Genomic DNA, 21,533 nt, shown 5'->3' with positions numbered 1-21,533 from the left:
GCGGGCTTTTTCATTGCGTGGCGCACGGGTGTGCGCCCGCGATCAGAACGTCTCGTCGGCCGACAGATAGCGCCATTGACCCTGCGGCAGTGCGCCGAGCATCACGCGGCCCATCCGGACGCGCTTCAGGCCGATCACGTCGAGGCCCACCAGCTCGCACATGCGACGGATCTGGCGCTTCTTGCCTTCGCGCAGCACGAAGCGCAACTGCTCGCCGTTCTGCCAGCTCACCATCGCGGGCTTCAGCGCGACGCCGTCGAGCTCGAGGCCGTGGCGCAGCTTTGCGAGCGATTCCGCGGGGAAGTGCTGGTCGATGTCGATGAGCCGTTCGCCGAAGCGCACGCGCACCAGGTACTCCTTGTCGATGTCCGATTGCTCGCCGATCAGCTGCTTCGCGATCACGCCGTTTTGCGTCAGCACGAGCAGGCCGGTGGAGTCGATGTCGAGACGACCGGCCGGTGCGAGTGCGTGCAGGTGCTGCGGCGAGAAACGCACCGGCGAATGATCGCCGCTCCAGCGGTTCGCGCGCGTGATCAGCACGGCCGCCGGCTCGTAGCCGTCTTCCGCCTGGCCCGACACATAGCCGACCGGCTTGTGCAGCAGGATCGTCACTTGCGCGGCCTGTGCGGCGCTCGCCCGTTCGTCGATCTCGATCTTCTGGTCCGCGCGTACCTTGGTGCCGAGCGTGTCGATGCGTTCGCCGTCGACGAGGACCCAGCCCTTTTCGATCCATTCGTCGGCTTCGCGGCGCGAGCACATGCCGAGCTCGGACATCCGTTTCGACAGGCGCATCAGGCCCGATTCGTCACCGTAGTCGATATCGGCGGCGGCGCGCTTGACCGGTTGCGCGGTCTTGACCGCACCGAACGAGCGGCGCTCGCCGTCGCGCGCGGGGCGGGCCGGGCGGTCGCCGAAGCTGCGCTTCGCACCTTCGCCGGCAGGCTTGTCGCGATACGACGGGCGCTTGCCGTCGTCGGCGCCTGCGCGGCGCGGGCGGCCATCGTCATCACGGCGCGGCGGGCGATCGGACGACGTGCGGCGGTCGCCGAAGCTGCGCTTCGCGCCTTCGCCGGCTGCCTTGTCGCGATACGGCGCGCGTGCGCTGCCTTCACTGGAACCTGCGCGACGCGGACGTGCATCGTCATCGCGGCGCGGCGGGCGATCGGACGACGTGCGGCGGTCGCCGAAGCTGCGCTTTGCGCCTTCGCCGGATGCGTTGTCGCGATACGGCGCGCGTGCGCCGCCTTCACTGGAACCTGCGCGGCGCGGGCGGGCATCGTCATCGCGGCGCGGCGGGCGATCGGACGACGTGCGGCGGTCGCCAAAGCTGCGCTTCGCGCCTTCGCCGGTTGCCTTGTCGCGATACGGCGCGCGTGCGCCGCCTTCACTGGAACCTGCGCGGCGCGGGCGGGCATCGTCATCGCGGCGCGGCGGGCGATCCGACGACGTGCGGCGGTCGCCGAAGCTGCGCTTTGCGCCTTCGCCGGATGCGTTGTCGCGATAGGGCGTGCGTGCGCCGCCTTCGCCACCTGCACGACGCGGGCGGGCATCGTCGTCGCGGCGGGGCGGGCGATCCGACGACGTACGACGGTCACCGAAGCTGCGCTTTGCGCCTTCACCGCCGGCGTTGTCGCGATACGGCGCGCGTGCGCCGCCTTCGCCACCTGTGCGACGCGGCCGTGCGTCGTCATCACGGCGGGGCGGGCGATCGGACGACGTGCGACGGTCGCCGAAGCTGCGCTTCGCGCCTTCGCCGGATGCGTTGTCGCGATAAGGGGCGCGCGTGCCGCGTTCCGCACCGCCGTCACGCGGCGCACGCTTGGCCGGTGCGCGATCCGCGCCCGGGCGCTCGGCGCCCGCCGCAGCGCGCGGCTTGAACGTGCGTTCGCCGGCGGCGGCCGGGGACGCCTTCTTCGGGCGGGCCGGCTTATCTCCGGCGGGAGGCGTAGCGGGACGCACCGCCTTGCGGGCGACGAGGCTGCCGGAGCGGACAGGGGCGCGGGTCGGCGACGCCGGCTTCGGATTCTTGACGGTTAATTTGGTGCGCATAAACGCTGGGATTCATTCAGACTGCGATCGCACGCAGCAATTCGGTTTCGAGCTGGATCTGCAGGCGGTTGTCGGACAGGCCGGCACCCGCGAGCAGGAAAATGTCCTCGACGCGTTCGCCGAGCGTATTGATCCGCGCCGCGTGGACGCCGATCCGATGCTCGGCGAGTACGCGCGCGATCGAATAGAGAAGGCCCGGCCGGTCGTTGGCCGACACGGACAGGATGTAGTACTGGCCGCGCTCGTCGGCCCGCAGGTCGACGCGCGGCGTGATCGGAAACGTCCGGGACAGCCTCGACAGGCGGCCCTTGGACGGCTCCGGCAGCGGCGCGGTTTCGGTGAGTCGCGACGCGAGTTGCTGCTCGACGAGATTCGCGATGTCGCGATACCGCACGTCACGCTCGGTCTGCGTGACGATGAAATTGTCGAGCGCATAGCCGTGCCGCGTCGTGCTGATGCGGGCGTCGAGCACCGACAGCCCGTTGCGGTCGAAATACGCGCAGATGCCCGCGAACAGGTCGGGGCGATCCTTCACGTACACGAGCACCTGCAGCGCATCGCCGATCGGCGACGGCCGCGCGCGGACGATCGCGGTTTCGGCATTCACGTGCCGGTACAGCACGCGTGTCTGCCACGCGATGTCGGCCGCGTCGTGACGCAGGAAGAAGCCGACGTCGAGCTGGTCCCACAGCGCGCGATGCGCGTCGTCGGGTACGGTCTCGAGGCGCAGCAGCGCGAGCGCCTGTTCCTGCCGCGACTTCAGCTCCGAATGCGCGTCGGGGTTGGCCCCGCCGAGCACCGCGAGCGTGATGCGGTACAGGTCCTCGAGCAGCTTGCCCTTCCACGTGTTCCACACCTTCGGGCTCGTGCCGCGGATATCGGCGACGGTCAGCAGGTACAGCGCGGTGAGGTACCGCTCGTTGCCGACGACTTCCGCGAAGCGCTTGATGACTTCGGGGTCGCTCGTGTCCTGCTTCTGTGCGACCTGGCTCATCGTCAGGTGATGCTGGACGAGCCACACGATCAGCGCCGCATCGTCGCCGGCGATGCCGTGCTCGCGGCAGAAGCGTCGTGCGTCGGCCATCCCGAGTGTCGAGTGATCGCCGCCGCGGCCCTTCGCGATGTCGTGGAACAGCGCCGCGACATACAGCACCCACGGGCGCTCGAAGTTGCCGATCAGCTGGCTGCAGAACGGATATTCGTGCGCGTGCTCGGCCACCGCGAAGCGGCGGATGTTGCGCAACACCATCAGGATGTGCTGGTCGACCGTGTACACGTGGTACAGGTCGTGCTGCATCTGGCCGACGATGCGGCGGAAGTTCAGCAGGTAGCGGCCGAGCACGCTCGTCTGGTTCATCAGCCGGAACGCGTGCGTGATCCCTTCGGGTTGCTGCAGGATCCGCATGAACGTGTCGCGGTTCTGCGGATCGCGGCGCCACGCGTTGTTCATGATCTCGCGCGAGTTGTACAGCGCGCGCAGCGTGCGGGCGGACAGCCCCTTCACGCCGCGGGTCGTCTCGTACAACAGGAACGCTTCGAGGATCGCGTCGGGGTGGCGTTCGAACACGCCGTCGTCGACGATCTCGAGCATGCCCTGCTTCTCGACGAAGCGGTCGGGCGACAGCACGCGCGTAATGCCGCTCGTCGCGGGGAACAGCTGCGCCTCGATGTTCTGGATCAGGATCGTCGCGAGCTGCGTGACGGCTTTCGCAGCCCAGTAGTAGCGGCGCATCAGCTGTTCGCTCGCGCGCTTGGCCTGCGTCGGCTGGTAGCCGAAGCTCTCGGCGGCCTGCGTCTGCAGGTCGAACACGAGCATGTCCTGGCGGCGGCCGGCGATCACGTGCAGCCGCGCGCGCAGCGTTTTCAGGAAACCTTCGTTGCGGCGCAGCTCGCGCGCCTCGCGGTCGGAGATGAGGCCACGCGTGTCGAGTTCGCGCCAGCTGCTGCCGAAACCGGCCGCGCGCGCGATCCACAGGATCGTCTGCAGGTCGCGCAGCCCGCCGGGGCTTTCCTTCACGTTCGGCTCGAGGCTGTACGGCGTGTCCTGGAACTTCGCGTGGCGCTGGCGCATCTCGAGCACCTTCGCGGTGAAGAACGCGCGGGCGTCGAGCGCCTCGTGGTAGCGCACCGTGAAGCGTTCGAACAGCGCGGTGCTGCCGACGATGCGGCGCGCTTCCAGCAGCGAAGTCTGTACCGTGACGTCCTGCGACGCCTCCTCGATGCACTGCGCGACCGTGCGCACGCTGCTGCCGATCTCGAGGCCGAGATCCCACGCCATGCCGATGAAGCGCTCGATGCGCGCATCGAGCGCCGGGTCGTGCGCATCGGGCAGCAGCACGAGGATGTCGACGTCGGAATAGGGCGCGAGCTCGCCGCGCCCGTAGCCGCCGACGGCGACGAGCGCGAGCGTCGCGGGCAGCCCGCAGTCGTCCCATACGCGCTTCAGCGCTTCGTCGGTGAGTTTCGACAGCGCGTGCATCAGCGACGCGACGTTCGCCGCGCGGCGAAAGCGCTCGAGCATCTCCGTCTTGGCGGCCTTGAATTCGGCGCGCCGCGACAGCGCTTCGGGCGAGGGGGCGGCGTGAGCGCTCATGTGCGGCCGTTCAGGTGCGGGTGGGGCGGGCGGGCGCGACGGCGCTCAGACGGCGGCGGCCGGTTGCGCGAACACGGGGCGCGCCGGCGTGCCGGCCGATACGGTCAGCACCTCGTAGCCGGTTTCGGTGACGAGCACCGTGTGCTCCCACTGCGCGGACAGGCTGCGGTCGCGCGTCTTGACCGTCCACTGGTCGGGCATCGTGCGGATATCGCGCTTGCCGGCGTTGATCATCGGCTCGATCGTGAAGATCATCCCGGCCTTCAGCTCGATGCCCGTGCCCGGGCGGCCGTAGTGGACGACCTGCGGATCTTCGTGGAACACCGTGCCGATGCCGTGGCCGCAGTATTCGCGCACGACGCTGTAGCCCTGCGCTTCCGCGTGCTTCTGGATCGCGTAGCCGATGTCGCCGAGGTGCGCGCCCGGCTTGACCTGGTCGATGCCGAGCCACATGCATTCGTAGGTGGTCTGCACGAGGCGCTTCGCGAGGATCGACCCCTCGCCGACGATGAACATGCGGCTCGTGTCGCCGAAGTAGCCGTTCTTGATCACGGTGATGTCGATGTTCAGCGCATCGCCGTTCTTGATCACCTTCTCGCCGGGAATGCCGTGGCAGATCACGTCGTTGACCGAAATGCAGGTGGCCTTCGGGTACGGCGGGTAGCCGGGCGGCTGGTAGTTCAGCGGCGCCGGGATCGTGCCCTGTTCGTTGAGCATGAACTCGTGACAGAGGCGGTCGAGTTCGGCGGTCGTGACGCCCGCGACGACGTGCGGCGTGATGAAGTCGAGCACTTCGCTCGCGAGACGGCAGGCGACGCGCATCTCGGCGATATCGTGTTCGTTTTTGAGCGTAATAGCCATCGAGGTATGCCTGGAATGCGGTGAATTGATGGATTATCGCACCTTCTGGCAGGCGTCGCAGCCCCTGCCGGCGGTGCGGATGCGGGTTTTCGCTGATTGTCCGGCCGGCTGCCGCGCGGCAAGCGAAAGTGGTGAGCGACTTGAGAGCGGACAAATCGGCGTGCTATACTCTTTGGCTAAGTCGATATCCAATTGCCGAGCTTTCCCCGTGTTGGGGCGGCATCGCGGATAGAAGGCTTGCGGCACGGGCGTTTGCACGTGCCGAATCGCAAGCCGGCGCAACCAGGGTGCCGGCCGCGCGGAATTCGCGCCCTTGGGGGTGGGATCGCGCGGCGGTACGGCGGCCGGCTTAAGACCCAACCCTCGTGGAGAATTTACATGGCAGTTACGATGCGCCAAATGCTGGAAGCGGGTGTCCACTTCGGTCACCAGACGCGCTTCTGGAACCCGAAGATGGCTCCGTTCATTTTCGGTCACCGCAACAAGATTCACATCATCAACCTCGAAAAGACGCTGCCGATGTTCACGGACGCACAGAAGTACGTGCGCCAGCTGGCAGCGAACCGCGGCACGATCCTGTTCGTCGGCACGAAGCGTCAATCGCGTGACACGATCGCTCAGGAAGCGCAGCGCGCAGGCATGCCGTTCGTCAACGCACGCTGGCTCGGCGGCATGATGACCAACTTCAAGACGCTGAAGGTATCGATCAAGCGCCTGAAGGACATGGAAGCGGCAGTCGAGGCAGGTGAGCTCGAAAAGATGAGCAAGAAGGAAGCGCTGCTGTTCGAACGCGAAATCGCCAAGCTGCAAAAGTCGATCGGCGGCGTGAAGGACATGGGCGGCATTCCGGACGCGATCTTCGTCGTCGACGTCGGCTACCACAAGATTGCTGTCACCGAAGCGAACAAGCTGGGCGTGCCGGTCATCGCCGTGGTCGATACGAACCACTCGCCGGAAGGTGTGGATTACGTGATCCCGGGTAACGACGACTCGAGCAAGGCAGTCGCGCTGTACGCTGAAGGCGTGGCCGATGCGATCCTCGAAGGCCGTGCGAACGCGGTCAACGAAGTGGTCCAGGCCGCACGCGGCGACGACGAGTACGTCGAGGAAAACGCGTAACTGGCCCCGAGCCGGCGCAAAAAGGGGGGCTCTCAACAGGCCCCCTTTTTTTAAGCTTGTGCGCCGGACCTGATCGCGCCGAATGGGTGCGGGTCCGGAAACGAATCTCGGCCGTTCGCGTCCAAGCGGGCGGCGTTGTGAATACAGACTCAAGGAGCGAATGATGGCGGCAATTACCGCAAGCATGGTGGCAGAACTGCGCGCAAAGACCGACGCACCGATGATGGAGTGCAAGAAGGCGCTGACGGAAGCCGACGGCGATCTGGCCAAGGCTGAAGAACTGCTGCGCGTCAAGCTCGGCAACAAGGCGAGCAAGGCGGCATCGCGCGTGACGGCAGAAGGCGTCGTCGCATCGTTCGTCGGCGGCAACGCAGGTTCGCTGGTCGAACTGAACTGCGAAACCGACTTCGTCGCGAAGAACGACGACTTCCTCGCATTCTCGAAGACGGTTGCAGAACTCGTCGCGACGCAAAACCCGGCCGACGTGGCTGCACTGTCGGCGCTGCCGCTCGACGGCTCGACGGTCGACGCAGTGCGCCTGGCACTGGTCGGCAAGATCGGCGAGAACGTCTCGATCCGCCGTTTCGTCCGTTTCGAAACCGCAAACAAGATCGCAACGTACCTGCACGGCGCGCGTATCGGCGTGATCGTCGAGTACACGGGCGCGGACGAGCAGGTCGGCAAGGATGTCGCGATGCACATCGCGGCAATGAAGCCGGTCGCGCTGTCGTCGGCTGACGTGCCGGCGGAACTGATCGAGACGGAACGCCGCGTGGCCGAGCAGAAGGCCGCGGAATCGGGCAAGCCGGCTGAAATCGTCGCGAAGATGGTCGACGGCAGCGTCCAGAAGTACCTGAAGGAAGTGTCGCTGCTGAACCAGACGTTCGTGAAGAACGACAAGCAGACGATCGAGCAGATGCTGAAGGCAGCGGATGCCGCAGTGCAGAAGTTCGCACTGTTCGTCGTCGGCGAAGGCATCGAGAAGCGCCAGGACGACTTCGCCGCCGAAGTGGCCGCGCAAGTCGCAGCAGCAAAGCAGCAGTAAGCCGTAAGCAGTCAGGCAGTATCCGCGGCGGGCGTCCGCTCCGCCGCGGTCGGCGCCGCCGCCGGCCGGCCGGGAAACCCGGTCCGACCGTCGGCGCTTGCCCGAATCAGTATTTCGCCCCTACAGTTCGTGGTTGTCATCCTCTCGTCGCTCGGAAGCCCCTATGTCCAATGCCTATAAACGCGTCCTCCTCAAACTCTCCGGCGAAGCGCTGATGGGCGACGATGCCTTCGGCATCAATCGCGCGACGATCGAACGGATGGTGGCCGATATCGCCGAAGTCGTGCGTCTCGGTACGCAGCTCGCGGTCGTGATCGGTGGCGGTAATATTTTCCGCGGTGTCGCGGGTGGCGCGGCCGGCATGGATCGCGCGACGGCAGACTACATGGGGATGCTCGCGACGATGATGAACGCGCTGGCGCTGCAGGACGCGATGCGCCACGCCGGCATCGAGGCGCGTGTGCAGTCCGCGCTGCGGATGGACCAGGTCGTCGAGCCGTACATCCGGCCCCGCGCGATCCGCCAGCTCGAGGAAGGCCGCGTCGTGATCTTCGCGGCCGGTACGGGCAACCCGTTCTTCACGACGGACACGGCCGCCGCGCTGCGCGGTTCGGAAGTGGGCGCCGAGGTCGTATTGAAGGCGACCAAGGTCGATGGCGTATATTCTGCCGATCCGAAGAAGGATCCGTCGGCCACGCGTTACACGACGATCACTTTCGACGAGGCGATCAGCCGCAACCTGCAGGTGATGGACGCGACGGCCTTTGCGCTGTGCCGCGACCAGAAGCTGCCGATTCGCGTGTTTTCGATCAACAAGCCGGGCGCGCTCAAGCGCATCGTGCTGGGCGAGGACGAAGGTACGCTCGTCCACGTGTAAACTCCCGCGGATGCGGGCTATCGGCCGCGGCGCATCCGATGCGCCGGGCAGGGCCCGTGTTCTTTGAAGGTTAGAAGGTTCGGAGGTTGAAATGAGTGTCGCTGATACCAAGAAGGGCGTCGAGCAAAAGATGCAGCGCTCGATCGAAGCGTTCAAGAACGATCTGGCAAAGATCCGTACGGGCCGTGCACACACCGGTCTGCTCGATCACGTGCAGGTCGACTACTACGGCTCGATGGTGCCGATCTCGCAGGTCGCCAACCTGACGCTCGTCGATGCGCGCACGATCGGCGTGCAGCCGTGGGAAAAGAACATGGTCGCGAAGGTCGAGAAGGCCATTCGCGAAGCCGACCTGGGCCTGAACCCGGCCACCGCCGGCGATCTGATCCGCGTGCCGATGCCCGCGCTGACGGAAGAGCGCCGCCGCGAGCTGACCAAGGTCGTCAAGAGCGAAGGCGAAACGGCCAAGGTCGCGATCCGCAACCTGCGCCGCGACGCGAACGAAGCGCTCAAGAAGCTCGTGAAGGACAAGGAAATCTCGGAAGACGACGAGCGCCGTGCGAGCGATGACGTGCAGAAGCTGACCGACAAGCACGTTGCCGAAATCGACAAGCTCGTGCAGAGCAAGGAAGCCGAGATCATGACGGTCTGACGACCGTCCTCGCGCGCCGCCTTCTTCCCGCATTACTGTCTCAACGGCCATGACCTATACCAGCTCTACCGTTCGCGTGCCTGACGTCGGCGTCGTGCCGCGTCACATCGCGATCATCATGGACGGCAACGGCCGTTGGGCGACCGAACGCCGCTTGCCGCGCGTCGCGGGGCACACCCGCGGCGTCGATGCCGTGCGGGCGGTGGTCGAAGGCTGCGCGCGCGCCGGCGTCGAATACCTGACGCTGTTCGCGTTCAGTTCGGAGAACTGGCGCCGTCCGAACGACGAAGTGTCGTTCCTGATGCGCCTCTTCATCACCGCGCTCGAGCGCGAGGTCGGCAAGCTTCACGCGAACGGGATCCGCCTGCGTGTCGTCGGCGATCTCGACCGCTTCGAGCCGCGCATCCGCGAACTGATTCGCCGCGCCGAAACCAAGACGGCGCGCAATACCCGTCTTACGCTCACCATCGCGGCCAACTACGGCGGCCGGTGGGACATCCTGCAGGCGACGAAGAAGCTCGTCGAGCAGGCCGTGCGCGAGGGCCGCGAGGTCGAAGTGACCGAGGAGGCATTCGCGCCGCACCTGGCGATGGCCTATGCGCCGGAGCCCGATCTCTTCATCCGTACCGGTGGCGAGCAGCGCGTCAGCAACTTCCTGCTGTGGCAGCTCGCGTACGCCGAATTCTATTTCACCGACAAATACTGGCCGGATTTCGACGGCGCGGCACTGGCCGACGCCATCGCGTCGTATACGGAGCGCGAGCGCCGTTTCGGCCGCACGAGCGCGCAGCTCGAACCGCAATCGCAGAACGCCGACTCCCTTTCATGCTGAAAACCCGTGTAATCACGGCGATCGTGATGCTGGCGGTCCTGCTGCCGGTGACGCTGTTCGCGCCGCTCACCGCGTTCGGCGCGCTGATCGGCGTCGTGCTCGTGTTTGCCGCATGGGAATGGGCGCGCCTGCTCAAGCTCGGTGGCCCCGGCCCGGTCGTCTATGCCGTCGTCGCGGCGCTGGCGCTCGCGGCAACGGCGCCGCTCGGCGTCGATGCGGCTTCGTCTCGTCCCCTTTTTATGGCAGCCGGCGTGTTCTGGCTGCTGGTTGGCCCGTTCACGCTGCGGCGCAAGCCGGCGCTCGCGGGCGGCGTATGGCGGCCGTTCCTGCTCGCGGCCGGCCTCGTGGTCTTCGCGGCCTGCTGGCATGCGCTCGTCGCGGCGCGTGCGCAGGGCGTGCCGTTCGTGTTGTCGCTGCTTCTGGTCGTCTGGCTCGCCGATATCGGCGCATACTTCGCGGGCAAGGCGTTCGGAAAGCGTAAACTGGCCATCACGATCAGCCCCGGCAAGAGCTGGGAAGGCGCGATCGGTGGCTGGCTCGCGGTGATGGTCGTCGCCGGTGTCGCGATGGCCGTGCATGCGTTCGAGCCGACCCTGTTTTCCGCGTTCGCCGTGCGCTACGGGATGCCCGGCGCGTGGGCCGCACTGACGCTGCTGGTCGCGTACAGCGTGATCGGCGACCTGTTCGAGTCGTTGCTGAAGCGGCAGGCGGGCGTGAAGGATTCGAGCGGACTGCTGCCGGGCCATGGCGGCGTGCTCGACCGTGTCGACGCGCTGCTGCCGGTGCTGCCGCTCGCGATGCTGCTGCTTGGTTAAACCACTAATTCTGTTATGCAAAAACGTCTGACATTGCTCGGTTCCACGGGCTCGATCGGAGACAGCACGCTCGACGTGGTCGCGCGCCATCCCGAGCGCTTCTCGGTCTATGCGCTGACCGCACACCGCAACGGCGACAAGCTCGTCGAGCAATGCCTGCGCTTCGCGCCCGAAGTGGCGGTGGTCGGCGATGCCGAGACGGCCGCGCAGGTCGACGCGAAACTGCGCGCGGCGGGCAGCAAGACGACCGTGCTGTACGGGCCGCAGGCGCTCGTCGACGTGTCGAAGAGCGATGGTTGCGACACGGTGGTCGCGGCGATCGTCGGTGCGGCCGGCATGGCGCCGAGCCTCGCGGCCGCGCGCGCCGGCAAGCGCATCCTGCTCGCGAACAAGGAAGCGCTGGTGATGTCGGGCGCGATCTTCATGGACGCCGTGCGCGACCATGGCGCGATCCTGCTGCCGGTCGACAGCGAACACAACGCGATCTTCCAGTGCATGCCGCGCGACGCGGCCGAGCACGGCGGGATCTCGAAGATCATCCTGACCGCGTCGGGCGGCCCGTTCCGTACGCGCGAACCGGCCACGCTCGTCGACGTGACGCCGGACGAGGCGTGCAAGCACCCGAACTGGGTGATGGGCCGCAAGATCTCGGTCGATTCCGCGACGATGATGAACAAGGGTCTCGAGGTGATCGAGGCGCACTGGATCTTCGGGCTGCCGGGCGACCGCATCGACGTGCTGATCCACCCGCAGAGCGTGATCCATTCGCTCGTGTCGTATCGCGACGGCTCGGTGCTGGCCCAGCTCGGCAATCCCGACATGCGCACGCCGATCGCGCACGCGCTCGCGTTCCCCGAGCGTGTCGATGCGGGCGTCGAGCAGCTCGATCTCGCGCAAATTGCGCAGCTGTCGTTCGAAAAGCCCGATTACGCGCGCTTCCCGTGCCTCGCGCTTGCGCTGAAGGCGCTTGAGGAAGGCGGCATCGCGAGCGCCGCATTGAACGCGGCGAACGAAGTCGCGGTCGAAGCGTTTCTCGAGCGCCGCATCGGCTTCATGACGATTGCGGCGACGGTCGACGCCGTGCTCAACGCGCTGCCGAACCGTACGCCCGAGGGGCTCGAGGACGTCCTGGCGGCGGATGCCGAGGCACGCCGCCTCGCCGTCGAAATCATTGCGAAAGCGCCTGCGCCACGCGTGGAGCGCACTGTCTGAATGGAGTGCTCATGAACGTGCTGGTCGAACTGATCGCGTTTGCCGTGGCGATCGGGGTGCTGGTCGTCGTGCATGAGTACGGACACTATCGCGTCGCGCGCTGGTGCGGCGTGAAGGTGCTGCGTTTCTCGATCGGCTTCGGCCAGCCCGTCGCGCGCTGGGTCAGCCGCAGGACGGGCACCGAGTGGACGCTGTCGGCACTGCCGCTCGGCGGCTACGTGAAGATGCTCGACGAGCGCGATCCCGGGCCCGGCATCCCGCCCGAGGAACTCGGCCAGGCGTTCAACCGGCAATCCGTCTACAAGCGCATCGCGATCGTCGCAGCCGGACCGATTGCCAACTTCCTGTTGGCAATCGCGCTGTTTGCCGTCGTATTCGCCACCGGCGTAACCGAGCCCGCCGCGATCGTCGCACCGCCGGCCGCCGGCACGGTCGCTGCGCGCGCGGGCTTCGACGGCAGCGAGAAGATCGTGTCGATCCGCAACGCGCAGGGCGGCGAGGCCGAGCCGGTGCGGTCGTGGTCGGACCTGCGCTGGAAGCTGCTGGCGGCCGCGTTCGATCACCGCGAGATCGTGCTCGGCGCCCGCGACGGCAACACGACGTTCGATTTCCGCGTCGACCTCCGCAATGTTCCCGAAAGTCAGCTCGACGACGATTTCATGGCCCATCTGGGCTTCGAGACCGGCGGCGGGACGTTGTCGGTCGCGTCCGTGCAGCCCGGCAGCGCGGCGGAGCAGGCGGGCCTGAAGTCGGGCGACAAGCTGGTCGCGCTCGACGGCAAGCCGATCGGCGGCGCGTCGCGCTTCATCGATTTCGTGAAACACCATGCGGGCAAGCCGCTCGACCTGCGGATCGAGCGCGACGGCGCCGCGCAGACGGTGTCGATCGTGCCGCAGATGCAGCGCGACGACGAATCGGGGCAGCAGGTCGGCCGTATCGGCGCGGCGCTGTCGATGCATGCGCCGTCCGTCGACGTGCGGTACGGGCCGATCGAGAGCCTGGAGCTCGGCGCGCACCGTACGTGGGACATCTCCGTGTATTCGCTGAAGATGTTCGGGCGCATGATCACGGGCAACGCATCGCTGAAGAACCTGTCCGGCCCGGTGACGATCGCGGACTACGCGGGCAAGAGCGCGCGGCTCGGTCCGTCGGCGTTCCTGTCGTTCCTCGCCCTTGTCAGCATTAGCCTTGGCGTCCTGAACTTGTTGCCGATTCCCGTTTTGGACGGGGGGCATCTGTTATATTATGCGGTTGAAGCCGCGACCGGGAAGGCTGTCTCGGAGCGCTGGCAGCTGATTCTGCAAAGAGCCGGGTTGATCTGCATCGTCGCATTGTCGGCGATCGCGCTGTTCAACGATCTGGCTCGGTTAATCCATTTCTGAAGCGTCAGGCGGCGCCCGCTGGGCAGCCGCCTGATTTGATGCAGCTAAATACTGGGGATGCATGTTGTTCAAACCTCATCGCTTTGTACCTAAGACAGTTGCAGCGGCCGCGCTCGCCGCGCACGGCCTCGCGGCCCATGCAGCGGCACCGTTCGTGGTGCAAGACATCAAGATCGAGGGGCTGCAGCGCGTCGAAGCGGGTTCGGTGTTCGCCTACCTGCCGATCAAGCAGGGCGATACCTTCACGGACGACAAGGCATCCGAAGCAATCCGCGCGCTGTACGCGACGGGCTTCTTCAACGACGTACGCATCGCCACGCAGGGCAACGTCGTGATCGTGCAGGTGCAGGAGCGTCCGGCCATCGCGTCGATCGACTTCACCGGCACGAAGGAATTCGACAAGGACAACCTGACGAAGGCGCTGCGCGCAGTCGGTCTCGCCGACGGCCGCTACTACGACAAGGCGCTCGTCGACAAGGCGGAGCAGGAACTCAAGCGCCAGTACCTCACGCGCGGCTTCTACGCGGCCGAGGTCAAGACGACGATCACGCCGGTCGACGCGAACCGCGTGTCGATCCTGTTCGCGGTGGCCGAAGGCCCGAGCGCGAAGATCCGCCAGATCAACTTCATCGGCAACAAGGCTTTCAGCACCAGCACGCTGCGCGACGAGATGCAGCTGTCGACGCCGAACTGGTTCTCCTGGTACACGAAGAACGACCTGTACTCGAAGGAAAAGCTCACCGGCGACCTTGAGGCGGTGCGCTCGTACTACCTGAACCGCGGCTATCTCGAGTTCAACATCGATTCGACCCAGGTGTCGATCTCGCCCGACAAGAAGGACATGTACCTGACGGTCACGCTGCACGAAGGCGAGCCGTACACGGTGTCGGGCATCAAGCTGTCGGGCAACCTGCTCGATCGCGAAGCCGAACTCAACAAGCTGATCAAGATCAAGCCGGGCGATCGCTTCTCGGCCGAAAAGCTGCAACAGACCACCAAGTCGATCGTCGACAAGCTCGGTGAGTACGGCTACGCATTCGCGACCGTCAACGCGCAGCCGGACATCGACCAGGCGAACCACAAGGTGAACCTGAACCTCGTCGTCGATCCGAGCCGCCGCGTGTACGTGCGCCGTATCAACGTCGTCGGCAACACGCGCACGCGCGACGAAGTGGTGCGCCGCGAAATGCGCCAGCTCGAAAGCTCGTGGTTCGATTCGAACCGCCTCGCGCTGTCGAAGGATCGCGTGAACCGTCTCGGCTACTTCACCAACGTCGACGTGACGACGGTGCCGGTCGAAGGCACGAACGACCAGGTCGACGTGAACGTGAAGGTCGATGAAAAGCCGACCGGCGCGATCACGCTGGGCGCCGGCTTCTCGTCGACGGACAAGGTCGTGCTGTCGGCCGGCGTGTCGCAGGACAACGTGTTCGGTTCGGGTACCAGCCTGTCGGTGAACGTCAACACCGCGAAGAGCTACCGTACGCTGACCGTCACGCAGGTCGACCCGTACTTCACGGTCGACGGCATCAAGCGGATCACGGACGTCTTCTACCGCACGTACCAGCCGCTCTACTATTCGACGAGCTCGAGCTTCCGGATCATCAGCGCGGGCGGCAACCTGAAGTTCGGCATCCCGTTCTCGGAAGTCGACACCGTCTACTTCGGCGCGGGCTTCGAGCAGAACCGTCTCGACGTCGATTCGAACACGCCGCAGAGCTACCAGGATTACGTGAACCAGTTCGGCCGCGTGTCGAACACGGTGCCGCTGACGGTCGCGTGGTCGCGCGACGCGCGTGACAGCGCGCTGATTCCGAGCCGCGGCTACTTCACGCAGGCGAACATGGAGTACGGCGTGCCGGTCGGCAAGATCCAGTACTACAAGGCCGACCTGCAGGCCCAGTACTACTATTCGTTCTCGCGCGGCTTCATCCTGGGCCTGAACCTGCAAGGCGGCTACGGTAACGGTATCGGCAACCCGTACCCGATCTTCAAGAACTACTACGCGGGCGGTATCGGCTCCGTGCGTGGCTACGAGCCGAGCTCGCTGGGCCCGCGCGACACGAAGACGAACGACCCGATCGGCGGTTCGAAGATGGTCGTCGGCAACATCGAGCTGACGTTCCCGCTGCCGGGCACGGGCTACGACCGCACGCTGCGCGTGTTCACGTTCCTCGACGGCGGTAACGTGTGGGGCAACGCGCCGGGCGGCACGAGTACGGGCGCCAACGGCCTGCGTTACGGCTACGGTGTGGGTCTCGCGTGGATCTCGCCGATCGGCCCGCTGAAGCTGAGCCTCGGCTTCCCGCTGCAGAAGCACGAAGGCGACCAGTACCAGAAATTCCAGTTCCAGATCGGGACGGCGTTCTGACCGAACGCATGACAACAGCAACGAGAGGGTAATTTTGCTAACCGGTAAGTTTTCGAAACGAGTGATGTGCGCGCTGACCGTTGCGCTGGCCTTGGGCGCGGCAACGGCGCACGCACAGGACGTCGCCCGCATCGCGGCGGTCAATTCGGATCGGATCCTGCGCGAGTCGGTGCCCGCGAAGGCGGCGCAGACGAAGCTCGAAGCCGAGTTCGCGAAGCGCGACAAGGATCTGCAGGATCTGGCGGCGCGCCTGAAGTCGATGTCCGATTCGCTGGACAAGAACGGCGCGTCGCTGTCGGCGGGCGACCGCGCGCAGAAGCAGCGTGATCTCGCCCAGCTCGATACCGACTTCCAGCGCAAGCAGCGCGAATTCCGCGAAGACCTGAACCAGCGCCGCAACGAGGAGCTGGCGGCCGTGCTCGAGCGGGCGAACAAGGTCATCAAGCAGATCGCCGAGCAGCAGAATTACGACCTGATCGTGCAGGAAGCCGTGTACGTCAGCCCGCGCATCGACATCACCGACAAGGTGCTCAAGGCGCTCGCGTCCGGCTCGACGAACTGAACGGAGCAGACGACGAATGGCATTGACGCTTGAGGAACTCGTAAAGCGGTTCGGCGGCGAGATCGCCGGCGACGCACAGTGCAAGGTGGGCGCACTCGCGCCGCTCGACCAGGCAGGCCCGCAGCATCTCGCGTTCCTCGCGAATCCGAAGTACCTGTCGCAGGTCGAGTCGACCCGCGCCGGCGCGGTGCTGATCGCGCCGAAGGATCTGGAAAAGCTGGGCGCGGCCGCTACCGGCCGCAATTTCATTGTCACGCCGAATCCATACGCGTACTTCGCGCGCGTCGCGCAGATGTTCATCGACCTGGCCACGCCGCAGCGCGCCGCCGGCGTGCATCCGAGCGCGACGATCGATCCGGCCGCGCAGGTCGCCGCGAGCGCGGTGATCGGCCCGCACGTGACGGTCGAGGCCGGTGCGGTGATCGAAGACGGCGTGCAGCTCGATGCGAACGTCTTCATCGGCCGCGGCACGACGATCGGCGCGGGCTCGCACCTGTATCCGAACGCGTCGGTGTACCACGGCTGCAAGGTCGGCGCGCGCGCGATCATCCATGCGGGCGCCGTGATCGGCTCCGACGGCTTCGGCTTCGCGCCGGATTTCGTCGGCGACGGCGACGCGCGCACCGGCAGCTGGGTCAAGATCCCGCAGGTCGGCGGCGTCACGATCGGCCCGGACGTCGAGATCGGCGCGAACACGACGATCGATCGCGGCGCGATGGCGGATACCGTCATCGAGGAGTGCGTGAAGATCGACAACCAGGTCCAGATCGGCCACAACTGCCGGATCGGCGCGTACACGGTGATCGCCGGCAGCGCCGGGATCGCGGGCAGCACGACGATCGGCCGCCACTGCATGATCGGCGGCGCGGCCGGGATCGCCGGCCACGTGACGCTCGGCGACTATGTCATCATCACCGCGAAATCGGGCGTATCGAAGTCGCTGCCGAAGGCCGGCATCTATACCAGCGCGTTCCCGGCCGTCGACCACGGCGAGTGGAACAAGAGCGCCGCGCTCGTGCGCAACCTCGACAAGCTGCGCGAGCGCATCAAGGCGCTCGAAGCCGCGCTCGCCGCCCAGGGCGGCACGGACGCCTGAGCGCATCATGCGAGACCTCGAACCGGGCACGGCCAGCGCAACCGGCCCGGTTTGCCAGACTGGGCCGCACGACGGCCCGCCTCAGCCTTTGCATCACCACCGCGCAGCCTCTGCGTGAGACGAACCATCATGAGCACTGAAAAAATCAATCTCGACATCCACAAGATCCTCACGCTGCTGCCGCATCGCTACCCGATTCTGCTCGTCGATCGCGTGCTCGAACTCGAACCGCACAAGGGAATCAAAGCGCTGAAGAACGTGTCGATCAACGAGCCGTACTTCCAGGGACATTTCCCGAAGCGGCCGGTGATGCCGGGCGTGCTGATCCTCGAAGCGCTCGCGCAGGCCGCGGCGCTGCTGACCTTCTCGGAAGAGCAGCCGAAGGATCCGGAGAACACGCTGTACTACTTCGTCGGGATCGATGGCGCGCGCTTCAAGCGTCCGGTCGAGCCGGGCGACCAACTGATTCTGAACGTGACGTTCGAACGCTACATCCGCGGCATCTGGAAGTTCAAGGCGGTGGCGGAAGTGGACGGCAAGGTGGCGGCGGAGGCCGAACTGATGTGCACGGTCAAGACGACCGACGTGGCGCCCTGAGCGACGCGGCACGGACAGGCAACGCAACGCGACACATCACATCGAGAGGCAACGGCGCATGACCAGGATTCATCCCACCGCGATTGTCGAACCGGGCGCGCAGATCGACGAATCGGTCGAGATCGGCCCGTACGCGATCGTCGGTCCGCACGTCACGATCGGCGCGCGTACGACGATCGGCTCGCACAGCGTGATCGAAGGCCATACGACGCTCGGCGAGGACAACCGCATCGGCCATTACGCGTCGGTCGGTGGTCGTCCGCAGGACATGAAGTACAAGGACGAGCCGACGAAGCTCGTGATCGGCAACCGCAACACGATCCGCGAATTCACGACGATCCACACGGGCACCGTGCAGGACGTCGGCGTGACGACGCTCGGTGACGACAACTGGATCATGGCCTATGTGCACATCGGCCATGACTGCACCGTCGGCAGTCACGTGATCCTGTCGAGCAACGCACAGATGGCCGGCCATGTCGAGATCGGCGACTGGGCGATCGTCGGCGGGATGTCGGGCGTCCACCAGTTCGTGCGCATCGGCGCGCACTCGATGCTGGGCGGCGCGTCGGCGCTCGTACAGGACATTCCGCCGTTCGTGATCGCGGCAGGCAACAAGGCCGAGCCGCACGGGATCAACGTCGAAGGGCTGCGCCGGCGCGGTTTCTCGCCCGACGCGATCTCCGCGCTGCGCAGCGCGTACCGCCTGCTGTACAAGAACGGCCTGTCGCTCGAGGAAGCGAAAGTGCAGTTGCGCGAGCTGGCGGCGGCGGGCGGCGAGGGCGACGCACCCGTGACGGCGCTCGTCGAGTTCATCGACGCGTCGCAACGCGGCATCATCCGCTAAGCGATGCCGCTTCCGACCACTCAGCTCCGGCTCGCGATGGTGGCCGGCGAACCGTCGGGCGACCTGCTCGGCGCGTCGCTGCTCGGCGGGCTGCGCGAGCGGCTGCCCGAATCGGCCCAGTACTACGGGATCGGCGGGCCGCGGATGATCGCGCAGGGCTTCGACTCGCACTGGCAGATGGACAAGCTGACGGTGCGCGGCTATGTCGAGGCGCTGGGCCAGATTCCCGAGATCCTGCGGATTCGCGGCGAGCTGAAGCGCCAGTTGCTCGCCGAGCGGCCGGACGCGTTCATCGGCGTCGACGCGCCCGACTTCAACTTCAACGTCGAACAGGCAGCGCGCGACGCGGGCATCCCGTCGATCCACTTCGTGTGCCCGTCGATCTGGGCATGGCGCGGCGGCCGGATCAAGAAGATCGCGAAGTCGGTCGATCACATGCTGTGCCTGTTCCCGTTCGAACCGGCGATTCTCGACAAGGCAGGCGTTGCCTCGACCTACGTCGGCCATCCGCTCGCCGACGAGATTCCGCTCGAACCCGACACGCACGGTGCGCGCATCGCGCTCGGACTGCCGGCCGACGGCCCGGTGATCGCCGTGTTGCCGGGCAGCCGGCGCTCGGAAATCGCACTGATCGGCCCGACGTTCTTCGCGGCGATGGCGCTGATGCAGCAGCGCGAGCCTGGCGTACGGTTCGTGATGCCGGCGGCCACGCCCGCGCTGCGCGCGCTGCTGCAGCCGCTCGTCGATGCGCATCCGCAGCTCGCGCTGACGATCACCGATGGCCGCTCGCAGGTCGCGATGACGGCTGCCGACGCGATCCTCGTGAAGAGCGGCACGGTCACGCTGGAAGCCGCGCTGCTGAAAAAGCCGATGGTGATCTCGTACAAGGTGCCCTGGCTGACCGGGCAGATCATGCGCCGGCAGGGTTACCTGCCGTACGTCGGCTTGCCGAACATCCTGGCGGGGCGTTTCGTCGTGCCCGAGCTGCTGCAGCATTTCGCGACGCCCGAGGCGCTCGCCGATGCGACGCTCACGCAGCTGCGCGACGACGCGAACCGCCGCACGCTGACTGAAGTCTTTACCGAAATGCATCTTTCGCTGCGGCAGAACACGGCCGCGAAGGCGGCCGAAGCGGTCGTACGCGTGCTCGAACAACGCAAGGGGCGCGCATGACCGCAGTACGTGCACCACGCCGCCGCGCGTCGAGCGACGTGCAAGGCGGTTTCGATTTCAGCCGTCCCGACGAGATCGTCTGCGGCGTCGACGAAGCGGGCCGCGGCCCGCTCGCCGGGCCGGTGGTGGCCGCCGCGGTGATTCTTGATCCGGCGCAGCCGATCGACGGGCTCGACGATTCGAAGGCGCTGTCCGCGAAGAAGCGCGAGTCGCTGTACGAGCTGATCGTCGCGCGCTCGCTGTCGTATTGCGTCGCGTCGGCGAGTGTCGACGAGATCGACACGCTGAACATCCTGCACGCGACGATGCTCGCGATGAAGCGGGCGGTCGAAGGGCTGTCGGTCCTGCCGACGCTCGCGCAGATCGACGGCAACCGCTGCCCGACGCTGACGGTGCGCGCCGAGGCGATCGTCAGCGGCGACGCGCTCGTGCCGAGCATCTCGGCCGCGTCGATCCTCGCGAAGGTCACCCGTGACCGCATGCTCGTCGACCTGCACGAACGCTTCCCCGTGTACGGCTTCAACGTGCATGCGGGCTACGGCACCGAGAAACACCTTGCCGCGCTGCGCGAGCACGGCCCGTGCGAAGCCCATCGGCGCTCGTTCGCGCCGGTTCGCGCGGCACTCGACCTGATTCGATGAAAAGCATTACTTCCCGCGACAACCCGCTGTACAAGCGCCTGAAGGCGCTCGCGGGTTCGACGTCCCATCAGCGCCGCGGCGGCCAGGCGCTGCTCGAAGGATTCCATCTCGCGAGCGCGTACCTCGACACGGGCGCGACGCCCGAGCTGTGCGTCACGACCGAAGGCGCACTCGGCCACGCCGAGGCCCAGGTGATCGTCGCGCGCATCGATGCGCAGCGAATCGTCACGCTGCCCGACGCGCTGTTCGGACAGTTGTCGAACGTCGTCAACGGCGTCGGCTTCCTGCTGCTCGTCGACCGGCCGGCGCAGCCGCTGCCGGCGCGCGTGACGCAGTCGTCGGTCGTGCTCGACGGCGTGCAGGACGCCGGCAACGTCGGCTCGATCCTGCGCAGCGCGGCGGCCGCAGGCGTGCGCCACGTGTTCTGTGCACCGGGCACCGCGTATGCATGGTCGTCGAAGGTGCTGCGCTCGGGCATGGGCGCGCATTTCCTGCTGTCGATCCACGAGGACGTCGAAGCCGGCGCGCTCGCCGAGCGCCTCGCTGTGCCGGTCGCGCTGACCGACTCGCACGGCGCGCAGGCGGTCTATGACTGCGACCTGTCGGGGCCGGTTGCATGGGTGTTCGGCAACGAGGGGGCGGGCGTGTCGGCGTTCTGGCGCGACGCGGCCACGCATCGCGTGACGATCCCGCAGCCGGGCGGGATGGAGTCGCTGAATGTCGCGGCCGCGGCTGCGGTCTGCCTGTTCGAGCAGGTGCGTCAACAGCGGCGTGCGTGACGCCACACGCGTGCTTGCCGCGCACCATGA

19 protein-coding genes are annotated in these 21,533 nt (G+C 66.5%); 16 read left to right on the top strand and 3 right to left on the bottom strand.

What is annotated here, in order from left to right; genetic code table 11:
- Positions 1-42 precede the first annotated feature (42 nt).
- The 3 genes from CFB50_RS11165 to map are packed head-to-tail and all read right to left on the bottom strand — an operon-like array spanning position 43 to position 5,503.
- Positions 43-2,049, bottom strand: a complete 2,007-nt coding sequence (locus tag CFB50_RS11165) for a pseudouridine synthase (protein WP_089445868.1) — start codon at positions 2,047-2,049, stop codon at positions 43-45.
- Between the two features lie 16 nt (positions 2,050-2,065).
- Positions 2,066-4,642 carry a [protein-PII] uridylyltransferase gene (locus tag CFB50_RS11160; protein ID WP_089445867.1) on the bottom strand — a complete coding sequence of 859 codons (2,577 nt, stop codon included), beginning with the start codon at positions 4,640-4,642 and terminating at the stop codon, positions 2,066-2,068.
- Positions 4,643-4,687: 45 nt separating this feature from the next.
- Positions 4,688-5,503, bottom strand: a complete 816-nt coding sequence (gene map / locus CFB50_RS11155) for a type I methionyl aminopeptidase (protein WP_012328760.1) — start codon at positions 5,501-5,503, stop codon at positions 4,688-4,690.
- Positions 5,504-5,881: 378 nt separating this feature from the next.
- Here map and rpsB point away from each other — a divergent pair, with 378 nt between their 5' ends.
- The 16 genes from rpsB to CFB50_RS11070 all read left to right on the top strand — a co-directional run bounded on the left by rpsB (position 5,882) and on the right by CFB50_RS11070 (position 21,503).
- Positions 5,882-6,622 (top strand): 30S ribosomal protein S2, encoded by a 741-nt coding sequence (gene rpsB, locus CFB50_RS11145; protein WP_006752149.1) that lies wholly within the window; start codon positions 5,882-5,884, stop codon positions 6,620-6,622.
- A gap of 163 nt (positions 6,623-6,785) precedes the next feature.
- The gene (gene tsf / locus CFB50_RS11140) at positions 6,786-7,667 is read left to right on the top strand and encodes a translation elongation factor Ts (protein WP_069248279.1); all 882 of its coding nucleotides are present in this window, start codon (positions 6,786-6,788) and stop codon (positions 7,665-7,667) included.
- Positions 7,668-7,830: 163 nt separating this feature from the next.
- On the top strand, positions 7,831-8,544 hold the full coding sequence (gene pyrH, locus CFB50_RS11135) for a UMP kinase (RefSeq protein ID WP_011352459.1): 714 nt from the start codon (positions 7,831-7,833) through the stop codon (positions 8,542-8,544).
- A gap of 91 nt (positions 8,545-8,635) precedes the next feature.
- Positions 8,636-9,196 (top strand): ribosome recycling factor, encoded by a 561-nt coding sequence (frr, locus tag CFB50_RS11130; protein WP_039342717.1) that lies wholly within the window; start codon positions 8,636-8,638, stop codon positions 9,194-9,196.
- 49 nt (positions 9,197-9,245) lie between these two features.
- Positions 9,246-10,028, top strand: coding sequence for a polyprenyl diphosphate synthase (gene uppS / locus CFB50_RS11125; protein WP_069248278.1), 783 nt, complete (start codon positions 9,246-9,248; stop codon positions 10,026-10,028).
- Positions 10,022-10,843 (top strand): phosphatidate cytidylyltransferase, encoded by an 822-nt coding sequence (locus tag CFB50_RS11120; protein WP_089445866.1) that lies wholly within the window; start codon positions 10,022-10,024, stop codon positions 10,841-10,843. Before uppS ends, CFB50_RS11120 begins: the two co-directional genes overlap by 7 nt.
- 15 nt (positions 10,844-10,858) lie before the next feature.
- Entirely contained in the window at positions 10,859-12,055 is a 1,197-nt protein-coding gene (locus tag CFB50_RS11115; protein ID WP_089445865.1) for a 1-deoxy-D-xylulose-5-phosphate reductoisomerase, read from the top strand.
- An 11-nt stretch (positions 12,056-12,066) separates the two neighbouring features.
- Positions 12,067-13,437 (top strand): RIP metalloprotease RseP, encoded by a 1,371-nt coding sequence (gene rseP, locus CFB50_RS11110; RefSeq protein WP_089445864.1) that lies wholly within the window; start codon positions 12,067-12,069, stop codon positions 13,435-13,437.
- Positions 13,438-13,498: 61 nt separating this feature from the next.
- On the top strand, positions 13,499-15,808 hold the full coding sequence (bamA, locus tag CFB50_RS11105) for an outer membrane protein assembly factor BamA (RefSeq protein WP_069248274.1): 2,310 nt from the start codon (positions 13,499-13,501) through the stop codon (positions 15,806-15,808).
- Between the two features lie 64 nt (positions 15,809-15,872).
- Entirely contained in the window at positions 15,873-16,370 is a 498-nt protein-coding gene (locus CFB50_RS11100) for an OmpH family outer membrane protein (RefSeq protein WP_179254170.1), read from the top strand.
- Between the two features lie 16 nt (positions 16,371-16,386).
- Complete coding sequence (gene lpxD, locus CFB50_RS11095) at positions 16,387-17,466, top strand: UDP-3-O-(3-hydroxymyristoyl)glucosamine N-acyltransferase (RefSeq protein WP_089445862.1); 1,080 nt, start codon at positions 16,387-16,389, stop codon at positions 17,464-17,466.
- 129 nt (positions 17,467-17,595) lie between these two features.
- Positions 17,596-18,063: a 3-hydroxyacyl-ACP dehydratase FabZ gene (gene fabZ / locus CFB50_RS11090; RefSeq protein WP_011352450.1), complete on the top strand. Its 468-nt coding sequence runs from the start codon at positions 17,596-17,598 to the stop codon at positions 18,061-18,063.
- Positions 18,064-18,121: 58 nt separating this feature from the next.
- On the top strand, positions 18,122-18,910 hold the full coding sequence (lpxA, locus tag CFB50_RS11085; RefSeq protein WP_089445861.1) for an acyl-ACP--UDP-N-acetylglucosamine O-acyltransferase: 789 nt from the start codon (positions 18,122-18,124) through the stop codon (positions 18,908-18,910).
- A gap of 3 nt (positions 18,911-18,913) precedes the next feature.
- On the top strand, positions 18,914-20,083 hold the full coding sequence (lpxB, locus tag CFB50_RS11080) for a lipid-A-disaccharide synthase (RefSeq protein WP_046545976.1): 1,170 nt from the start codon (positions 18,914-18,916) through the stop codon (positions 20,081-20,083).
- Complete coding sequence (gene rnhB, locus CFB50_RS11075) at positions 20,080-20,724, top strand: ribonuclease HII (RefSeq protein WP_089445860.1); 645 nt, start codon at positions 20,080-20,082, stop codon at positions 20,722-20,724. The genes lpxB and rnhB overlap by 4 nt, the downstream gene beginning before the upstream one ends.
- Positions 20,721-21,503 carry a TrmH family RNA methyltransferase gene (locus CFB50_RS11070; protein WP_089445859.1) on the top strand — a complete coding sequence of 261 codons (783 nt, stop codon included), beginning with the start codon at positions 20,721-20,723 and terminating at the stop codon, positions 21,501-21,503. The genes rnhB and CFB50_RS11070 overlap by 4 nt, the downstream gene beginning before the upstream one ends.
- The last annotated feature ends 30 nt before the right edge of the window (positions 21,504-21,533 follow it).

The sequence above is a fragment of the Burkholderia sp. AU33423 genome (assembly GCF_002223135.1).
Taxonomy (GTDB): Bacteria; Pseudomonadota; Gammaproteobacteria; order Burkholderiales; family Burkholderiaceae; genus Burkholderia; species Burkholderia lata_D.
Note: the sequence above shows the minus strand (reverse complement) of the source record. Positions and strands in the feature narration are given on the sequence as shown.